This is a genomic window from Streptomyces sp. NPDC058632, assembly GCF_042717095.1.
GTDB lineage: Bacteria > Actinomycetota > Actinomycetes > Streptomycetales > Streptomycetaceae > Streptomyces.
Genome location: NZ_JBHXQZ010000051.1, coordinates 1 through 8,741, shown reverse-complemented (window position 1 = coordinate 8,741; position 8,741 = coordinate 1). Strand labels below are relative to the sequence as shown.

Below are 8,741 nucleotides of genomic sequence, written 5' to 3'. Positions count from 1 at the left end.
GCGGCCCCGCGGCCGGCGCCTCTCTCGGCCCCCTCACCCCCCCCCCCCCCCGGTGGGGTCGGGACCCGGGGCCGGTCGCCCCCACCCCACCGTCCGCAAGACGTCGTCACACGCGGGTGCGGCCCCGGTAGACGGCGTCGAGGACGCTGTTGTCGATGACCTCGCGCGCGTCCGGCAGGTCCTTGACGCCCGCGGCGCGCAGCCCTGCGTACATGGGCCCGCCCAGCCGCTCGGCGTCCATACGGAAGAGGCCCTTCTCGCGGGTCAGGTCGTTCTCCATGAAGGTGATCTGGACCTCGTTCCCGCGTATCTGCTCCGAGAGGTCGAGGCCGAGGTCGGCTCCGTACCTGTCCACGACCAGGTGCGCCGCGCGCTCGGGGTCCTTGGCGTTGTCCTGCCAGCCTCGGAGGGTGGCGCGCATGAACCGTTCCATGACGTCCCGCTTCTGCTTCAGGAACGACTGCTTGCAGAACACGATGGTCGCGTAGGCGGGCAGTCCCAGCGACTCGTAGGTGACGGCGACGAAGTCCTTGCCGGGTTTCATCTTGTGCTTGGATTCCAGGGTGACCGGCTGCCCCGTCATGTAGCAGGTGAGGACCTTCCCCTTCTTCTGCAGGAGCGGATCGACGGTGAATCCGACGGGGACGAGTTCGTAGTCCCGCTTCAGGCCCGCGAGGGCGAAGATCGCGTTGAGCTGGGGCTTGGCCCCGACCTGGCCCAGGACCTTGGCCCCCACGAGGTCCTGGGGCTTGCGCACCGGGTCGGACGCGAGGGAGAGCAGTCCGCCGGGGTTCGTCTGGAGAGCGGCCCCGATCATCCTGAAGTCGTTGCCCTTCGCGACGGCCTGGAGCAGGATCTGCATGTTCGCGTGCACGCCGATGTCGGCCTGGCCGTTGGCCAGCAGGCCGGTGGCGTCCGGGGCGTTCGGGCCGCCGGCCTGGAACTCGACGCTGAGGTTCTCCTCGGCGTAGTAGCCGGAGGCGTCCGCGTTCCAGAATCCGGCGAACTCCAGGTCCTTGAGCCAGCCGAGTGCCACCCGGATCTTGTCGGTCGACGACGACGTCCGAGCGCTGCCGGCGTCACTGCATCCGGCGAGGAGACCGCCCCCCAGGGCCACGGCCCCCGTGGCACCGGCCGTCTTCAGTAAGTGCCTGCGGGACCAGGCGGGCGTGGACTCGTTCTGCCGAAAACTGCGGGCTGGGGGCTTCATGTGCGGCCCTTTCGTGTGGAGCGGGAGGAGAACAACGCAGGGCGCCCGAGGACGGGTCGCCTGCTCGGGGGAAGGTCAACGGAACAGGCCGGAGTAGCGGCGCTCGACGCCACGGGCCGCCACGAACCCGGCGGTGGAGATCACGGTCGCGATCAGCGCGCCGCCCCAGGCGCGCTCCGGTGCCACGAAGATCGTCGCGTCGGCGAAGAGCGTCCCCAGGCCCTCCCGGCCCAGCAGGTACTCCGCCAGCATCGCGGCCAGCACCGCCGAGGGCGCCGTCAGCCGCAGGGCGACGAGCAGGTGGGGAACCGCGTGCGGCAGCAGCAGTCTGCGCAGGACCAGGGTCCGGGAGGCACCGAGGACGGTGAACATGTCGGTCGTGGCGGCCGGGGCCGACCGCAGTCCGGACAGGACCATGACGAAGGCGGGGAAGAACGAGACCAGGGTGGTGACCGTGGTCACCGCGGCGGCGCCGTACCCGGCGACGAAGGCGATGACCGGGATCATCGCCACGACGGGAACCGACCGCATGACCAGCATCAGGGGCGTCAGCAGACCCTCCAGCACCCGCGAGGACCACACGGCGACGGCGCAGCACACCCCGAGCCCCATGCCGAGGGCCAGCCCGACGACCGCGTTCAGCAGCGTGTGCGCGACGGCGCTCGTGTAGGCGGAGGGGTTGCCGACGATGTCGCTCACCACGGAGTACGGGGCGGGCACCACGATCTCGTTCAGCTGCCGGACCCGGACCCAGGACTCCCAGGCGAGCACCAGCGCCAGCACGGTCCAGTACCTGCTGAGCAGCGCTCCCAGTGCCGTCGTCAGGCGCCGCAGCGGTGCGCCGGGGGTGCTCACTGGAACCTCCACGCGATCAGGGAGCGCACGGTGCCCAGCACCGCGTACGACGCCATGGCCAGGAGGGCGGCGGTCGTGCCCGCTGCCCACAGCAGCAGGGTCTGGTAGTTCTGCATGGTGCTGACCAGGAGCGTCCCCAGCCCGCGCGGTGCGCCGAACCACTCACCGATGACGGCGCCGAGAACGGCCGCCGGAGCCGCCTGGGTGAGGCCGTCGAGCGCCATCGGAACCGAGGCGGGCAGGCGCAGCCTCAGCAGTGTGGTGGTCCGGGACGCACCGAGGGCGGCGAACACGTCGGTGTGCGCCCGACTCGCCGCCTCGAGCCCGGAGGTGAGGGAGACGAACATGACGAACCCGACAGCCAGCGCCGCGACCACCGCCGGGCTGTCCTCGCGGCCCACCAGGGCGATCAGCAGGGGACCGAGGGCGATCAGCGGAATGGCATTGACGACGGCGGCCAGCCGGTCGAGGCCGGGCTGGAGCACGGGCAGCAGGACGCCGAGCGCCGCGACGGCGGCCGCCGTCAGCGTCCCGGCCAGCAGCCCGATCCCGGCCTCTGCGGCGGTGGCGCCCAGCGCCCTGGCGAGCAGGGCGCGGGTGGCCGGGACGTGCAGGACGTCCAGCACGTCGCTGAGCGGCGGCCAACTGCTGCCGAAGACCTGCAGACGGCCCACGACCTCCATCGAGGCGATCGCCAGGACGGCGCCCGCCGTCACCAGCAGGGTGTCGCGCACCCTGCCGGTCCGCGTGGGCCTCATCGCGGCCGCCGTGGTGCCGGGTGGTGGTCCGGTCCCGGGGCGCCGCCCCTGCCGGGGCCCGTGCCGCTCGCGATGTCGCCGTCGAGCAGCGCCGTGAGCCGGTCGACGATGTCGTGGAACTCGGGCTCCCGTGTCAGTCGGCCGCCGCGGGGGCGGGGCAGGTCGATCCGCTCCACGTGCCGTACCCGGCCCGGGCGGTCGGTCAGCACCACGACGCGGTCGGCGAGCAGCACGGCTTCTTCGACGTCGTGGGTCACCAGGAGGGTGGTGATGCGCTGTTCCGACCAGATGCGGGCCAGTTCGACGTTGAGGCGGCGCCGCGTCACCGCGTCCAGCGAGCCGAACGGCTCGTCCAGAAGCAGTACTTCGGGGTCGAGGGCGAGCGCGCGGGCGATGGCGGCCCGCTGACGCATGCCGCCCGACAGCTGGCGGGGGCGTGCGTCGGCGAAGTCCGCAAGTCCGGTCAGCCGGAGGAGCTCGGCGATCCTGGCGCGGTCCACCGGGCGGCCCGCGGCCCGGAAGGGCAGGGCCACGTTCTCGGCGATGCTCGCCCAAGGGAGCAACGCGTGCTGCTGGAAGGCGATGCCGAGCCGGTGCTCCTTGACCAGGGCGGCGGGCGTGCGTCCGTGGACGTGCACCTGTCCCGCGGTGGTCTCCTCGAGGCCTGCGAGCAGCCGCAGCACGGTGGACTTCCCGCAGCCGGACGGTCCGAGCAGACTCACGAACTCGCCCTTGCCGACGGTGAGGTCCACTCCGTCGAGCGCCACGAGGGTACGCCGGCCCAGGGGGAAGTGCTTGACGGCACCGCTCAGTTCCAGTGCCGCCCCTCCACGGCCGGCAGCGGCGTCCGGCTCGGGGCTCTCGTCGTCGAGGACGGTGGCGGACTTTTCCGTTCCGCCGCCGGCGAACCCGTCTTCTCTCACGGTGCCGGAGTCGGTCGGCGGTATCGAAGCAGGGGCGGACTCACCCATCGCATCACTCCCAGGTCAGGTGGCAGCCGGGGCACCGCTCGACGGGGTCCGCTGCGGAATCGGTTCCACGGCTGTCCCCCTCCACCGAACGTGAAGAAGTCCGGTGCGGCCCCGGGGACCGGCCGCGTTCCCGTCACGACCCTCGGCTCGGACGCCCCTTCGCTCGTCCCTTCGAGCACGGTCCGCTCGGCAACCCGTATGTACTGAATGCCCGGCTCCCGTGGGCCGTTCCCGAGCGAGATTAATACAGCGGATCCGTTCGTGACCATGGTGTTCGATCACGCCTGTCAGGCCGTCACCAGCTCTCCCCGCACGCAGAGGTGTCACGTTCGACGCGGCGGTGACCGCGCCCGGCCCACCGGCGGGCCGGACCCGCGGACGGCCGTCTGAACACGTGACGCCTCGGCTAGAGTCGTCACGGGCCCGTCGACGGCCGGACCGCTCACGGCGGTCGCGGGCCGACGCGGCACCTGCGGCGTTCCGGTGGTGTGCCCCGGCGCGTTCCCGGTCGGCGCGGCCGCACAGCCGGGGAGGCGTCACCCCTTCGAAGGGTCGTCCCCGGGAGCACTCGCCGCGCCTCCTGCCCGGGACACCGGACACGTGCGCGTCGCACCGGTGTGTCCAGGTCCGCCCGCGAGATCCCGACCCGGCGGGACACGCGGAACGGGCCCCGCGCACTGCCTCCGGTGCGGTGACCGGAAAGGTGTGCCGAAAGCTCGCGGCATCCGGTGCGGTGCATCGCACGGCGGAACGTCACCCGCGTACTGAACCGGACGTACTCGGGTGAGGCGACGCCGCGGCGAGGTGCCGTGCCGGGCGTCGCGAGCCGGTGGAAGCTTCCGGTCGCAGCACTAGACTGCGGCTGCCACTTCCACCTCGGCGGCCCACCAGCGTGACCGACACCCCCCTCACGCATCGGCGTGGAGCAGCACCGGGTCCAGGGTCGCCGGTCGGATCCATGCGCCCCGCGGTCGATTGCACAGGAAGAGTGAACGGCATGAGCCTTTTACCGGGAGAGCGGCAGCACACGGACCGGGGCGGACCCGGACGCGTACCGCCGGTCTGGGCGGTGCTCGCGGTCGTGTGCGGCGGACAGTTCCTCGTCGTACTCGACGTCTCCGTGGTCAACGTGGCGTTGCCGTCGGTCCGTTCGGACCTGGCTCTCAGCGAGGCCGGACTGCAGTGGGTGGTCAACGCCTATGTGCTCACCTTCGCCGGTTTCCTGCTGCTCGGCGGCAGGATCGCCGACCTCTTCGGCAGGGAACGGACCTTCCTGATCGGCCTCGGCGTGTTCACCGTGGCCAGCCTCGCCGGCGGCCTCGCCCAGGGCCCGTGGACACTCGTCACCGCCCGCGCCGTACAGGGACTCGGCGGCGCCGTGCTCGCGCCGACCACCCTGTCGATACTCACCACCGCGTTCCCCGACGGTGCCCGGCGCACCCGGGCCATCGGCACCTGGACCGCGGTCGGCGCGGGCGGAGGGGCCGCGGGCGGCCTGGTCGGCGGGCTGCTCACGGACTACCTCTCCTGGCGCTGGGTGCTGCTGGTCAACGTGCCGGTCGGTGTGGTGCTGCTGGCGGGCGCCGTGCTCTGCCTCCCCGTGCACCGCGGCGGCCTCGCCCGGCGGCTCGACGTCTCCGGCGCCCTCCTGGTCACCTCGGGCGTCGCCGCACTCGCGTACGGAATCACGGCGAGCGAGTCACAGGGCTGGTTCTCCGGTCGTACGATGCTGCCGATCGCCGCCGGGCTGGTGGCCCTGGTGCTCTTCGTCCGGGTACAGGCGCGGACCGCCGAACCCCTCGTCCCGCTGCGCCTCTTCCGTATCCGCTCGGTGTCGGCCGCGAACACGGTTCTGCTGGCCGTGGGCGCGGCGACCTTCGCCGTCTGGTACTTCCTCTCCCTGTACATGCAGAACGTGCTCCAGTACGGCCCCGTGCGCACCGGGCTCTGCTTCCTTCCGCACACCGTCTCGGTCATCGTGGGAGCCAAACTGGCTCCCCGGCTGATGAACCACGTGGACGGGCGGCTGATCGGCGCGGGGGGCGGCCTGCTCGCGGCCTGCGGAATGGCCTGGCAGAGCACGCTCACCGCGCACGGCACCTTCGTCGGCACGCTCCTCGGACCGGGTGTCGTGATGATGCTCGGAACGGGACTGCTGATGACGCCGATGACGACGGCGGCCACCTCCTCGGTTCCGGCGGCCGATCAGGGGGTCGTCTCCGGACTCCTCAACACGTCCAGCCAGTTGGGCGGCGCGCTCGGCCTGACGGTCCTCGCCACGGCGGCGGCCGACCGGGTCTCCTCGCTCCCGGGAGCGACCACCGACGCGCAAGCGCTCACCGCGGGCTACTCGCTGGCCTTCCAGATCGGCACGGTCTTCCTGGTGGCCGGCACCGTCCTGATCGCACTGCTGCCGAAGCCGGTGGTGCCGCAGCCGTCTCCGGCCGGGCCGTAGCCACGGCCGCGGGGCGGGGCGGGGCGGGGCGGGACGGGGCGGGACGGGGCGGGACGGGGCGGCCTCCGACGAGGCACATCCGCCCTGTTCCGCCCCGCCTCCTCCTTCTCGGGCACGCGGTCACGGAACGCACCCCCACCGTAGATCCACTCGAAGCTGCAGGATCCGACATGGCATCAGGAGACGTGTGCCGAATGACCGGTTCCGGCGTGCGTCCGCATTCCGGCTACGATGACGTACCCGGTCGTGAGCGTCAGTGCACGCATATCCTCCGGGACAGGACGCTGGTGCGTGAAGGACGCCCCGGTCATGATGCGCGCGCACATCGAGGCCTCGGCGGTCGACGTCCTTTCGGAGGTTGTCCGCCACTGGCGGATCCGCGAGGCCGGCGCGTCCTCGATCGCCCAGCGGCGCGAGGAGCCCGCGAACCTCGCCGCCTGCATGCGGATGACAGTCGAAACCTTCGACGTCATCACAGGGCTGGCCGAAGACCTCGTCCCCCGTACGCGGACGGGCCGACCGTCCCTCGGTCATCGCGGTCGAATCCGTCATCGTCTGGCCGGCGCCGAACGCCCGGGGCACCGAGAAATCGCACGGCGGGCCCCTGGGCGCCGACGAGGTGGCGGCGCCAAGCGCCTGCTCGGACTTCTCGGGGACCGGGCCCTCCACATCCCCGACGACGTGCTCCGCCACACGCGTCAGGGCGCTGAGCGGCGTCGGGAGGCGCGCGGACCGGAACGTCCAGTTCGACAAGTGGCGCGCCGGTAATCCGCGTGCTGTGCGGCGCCCCCGGTCCCGGCGGCCGGGCGGGAAAGGCGACCGCGGCGCATAGGCCCGGCCCGAAGCGACCGCCGCGGGACGGTGCCGCCTCGGGCGTCGATGTGACCTCCTCGCGGCGGCAGCTCACCCGCGGTCCCTCGCTGCGGTGCACCAGGACCGGCCGACGGTTACTGCGCCTGTTCGAAGTGCACGCCTCCGTCGCGCAGACCGCCCACGCGGTGCCGAGCCACTGCTCGCAGAACGTCGCGCTGCCGGCGCGGGAGTGCGCCCAGGCGTGGGGGCAGCTCGCGCAGCGGCTCGAAAAGCTTGAGCGAAGCCCTGTCGACAGCCTTGGCCGAGCCGTGGTCCTCGCCACCCCGCGCCCGGAATCCCATTCGCCCGCCACCTCGTCGGGCTTCTGAGGGCGCGGCGGGGGAACCCGGGGCCGCCGGCTCGGGGTGCGCCGCTTCGACCACCGCGGTCGAGGCCGTCCCGGCCACGGGCGGCGTGCGCCGGTCGGTGCGGTGCAACAGCAGCAGCGCGCTCGCCGCGGTGGCGAACTCGCCGGCGGCGAGGCCGGACCATACGCCGTGCGCGCCCCGGAGATGGCCGCACGCCACGACGAGCGGCGCCTTCAGTACGAGCAGAGGGCCGACGGTCGGGATGTAGGCGGGCAGCGGGCGTCCCAGGGCCTGGAAACAGGCCGCGGTCAGCGGGGCGACACCGGTGACGATCCCGCCGAGCGCGATGACGCGCAGCGCGAACCTGGCCTCTCTGGCGGTTTCGCCGCCGCTGACGAAGATGCCGACGAGCGGTTCGGCGAGGACCGTCAGCAGGATCGCGGTGGCCGCGCCGTAGACGAGCGAGGCCCACAGCGCGAGCCTCCGGGTTCGCGCCACTCGGGCGGCCGGGCCGCGCCCGGTGTTGTGGCTGACGAGGGGCTGCAGCCCCTGGCTCATGCCCGTGTGCGGCATCACGGCGAAGGTCTGCAGGCGGGAGCAGACGGCGTACGCGGTCAGCGCGGTCGCTCCCCCGGTCACCGCGAGGGTGTCGTTGACCAGCACGGTGAGCACGATGAGGCCGATATTGGCCAGGAAGGACGGCAGCCCAATGCCCACCAGTGTGCGCAGGGTCACGGCGTGCGGAAGCAGGTCGCGAGGCGGACGCGGTACGGCCGCTCGCGCCGTAGGAAGAAGAACCACCAGCTCATCACGGCGGATACGGTCTGCCCGCCGACGGTGCCCAGGGCGGCCCCGCTCACCCCGAGGCCGAGGCCGAGGATCAGCAGCGGGTCGAGGATGATCTGCACCACGATGGCGCCGATCCACATCCGGGTGGAGAACCCGACCCGGCCCTCGGCGCGCACCAGGCTGGAGAACCCGGTGTAGGACAGTGACCCGCACAGCAGGATCACCGCGTACTGCCGGGCGTACTCGTGCAGCGAGCCGCGCGCGCCCAGCATGTCGAGGAACGGGTCGATGAAGACCAGCCCGGCCACGGTGGTGACGGCGCGGCCAAAGCGACGACTGGTCGTTCATCGTGGAGTGCGTGGGCAGTGAAGGCTGGGCCCAGCGGCGGGCGGCGAGCACGTGTCCCGCCGCCCCTGTGGCGCGATGCGGCAGGAACGTCCTGCCGGGGCGGAACGTGGGGGGCGGGGGGGGGGGCGCGCCCCCCCCCCCCACCCCCCCCCCCACCCCCCCCCCCCACCCCCCCCCCCCCCCCACCCACCGCGC

General features: G+C 72.6%; 7 protein-coding genes and 1 pseudogene. 2 read left to right on the top strand and 6 right to left on the bottom strand.

Annotation, left to right across the window (positions count from 1 at the left end; all coding sequences use genetic code 11):
* Positions 1 to 106: 106 nt before the first annotated feature.
* The 4 genes from ACFWVE_RS20305 to ACFWVE_RS20290 all read right to left on the bottom strand — a co-directional run bounded on the left by ACFWVE_RS20305 (position 107) and on the right by ACFWVE_RS20290 (position 3,794).
* Complete coding sequence (locus ACFWVE_RS20305) at positions 107 to 1,210, bottom strand: ABC transporter substrate-binding protein (protein WP_384015826.1); 1,104 nt, start codon at positions 1,208 to 1,210, stop codon at positions 107 to 109.
* A 75-nt stretch (positions 1,211 to 1,285) separates the two neighbouring features.
* A complete protein-coding gene (locus tag ACFWVE_RS20300; protein WP_384015824.1) occupies positions 1,286 to 2,065 on the bottom strand; it encodes an ABC transporter permease in 780 nt (259 codons plus the stop codon).
* Positions 2,062 to 2,823, bottom strand: a complete 762-nt coding sequence (locus ACFWVE_RS20295) for an ABC transporter permease (RefSeq protein ID WP_384015822.1) — start codon at positions 2,821 to 2,823, stop codon at positions 2,062 to 2,064. The genes ACFWVE_RS20300 and ACFWVE_RS20295 overlap by 4 nt, the downstream gene beginning before the upstream one ends.
* A complete protein-coding gene (locus ACFWVE_RS20290; RefSeq protein WP_384015820.1) occupies positions 2,820 to 3,794 on the bottom strand; it encodes an ABC transporter ATP-binding protein in 975 nt (324 codons plus the stop codon). Before ACFWVE_RS20290 ends, ACFWVE_RS20295 begins: the two co-directional genes overlap by 4 nt.
* A gap of 997 nt (positions 3,795 to 4,791) precedes the next feature.
* Between ACFWVE_RS20290 and ACFWVE_RS20285 the strand changes: the two genes are divergently transcribed.
* Together ACFWVE_RS20285 and ACFWVE_RS20280 are read left to right on the top strand one after the other, a co-directional pair.
* Entirely contained in the window at positions 4,792 to 6,249 is a 1,458-nt protein-coding gene (locus ACFWVE_RS20285; protein ID WP_384015818.1) for an MFS transporter, read from the top strand.
* Between the two features lie 523 nt (positions 6,250 to 6,772).
* A pseudogene (locus ACFWVE_RS20280) lies at positions 6,773 to 7,081 on the top strand (transketolase); the annotation flags it as partial.
* A 115-nt stretch (positions 7,082 to 7,196) separates the two neighbouring features.
* Here the strand turns inward: ACFWVE_RS20280 and ACFWVE_RS20275 are convergent.
* On the bottom strand, positions 7,197 to 8,144 hold the full coding sequence (locus ACFWVE_RS20275; RefSeq protein WP_384015816.1) for an MATE family efflux transporter: 948 nt from the start codon (positions 8,142 to 8,144) through the stop codon (positions 7,197 to 7,199).
* Positions 8,141 to 8,506: a polysaccharide biosynthesis C-terminal domain-containing protein gene (locus tag ACFWVE_RS20270; RefSeq protein WP_384015814.1), complete on the bottom strand. Its 366-nt coding sequence runs from the start codon at positions 8,504 to 8,506 to the stop codon at positions 8,141 to 8,143. The genes ACFWVE_RS20275 and ACFWVE_RS20270 overlap by 4 nt, the downstream gene beginning before the upstream one ends.
* Positions 8,507 to 8,741: the final 235 nt, after the last annotated feature.

Coding starts and splice junctions, on each gene's coding strand:
- ACFWVE_RS20305 (WP_384015826.1), bottom strand. CDS start 1,210: ATGAAGCCCCCAGCCCGCAGTTTTCGGCAGAACGAGTCCACGCCCGCC.
- ACFWVE_RS20295 (WP_384015822.1), bottom strand. CDS start 2,823: ATGAGGCCCACGCGGACCGGCAGGGTGCGCGACACCCTGCTGGTGACG.
- ACFWVE_RS20290 (WP_384015820.1), bottom strand. CDS start 3,794: ATGGGTGAGTCCGCCCCTGCTTCGATACCGCCGACCGACTCCGGCACC.
- ACFWVE_RS20285 (WP_384015818.1), top strand. CDS start 4,792: ATGAGCCTTTTACCGGGAGAGCGGCAGCACACGGACCGGGGCGGACCC.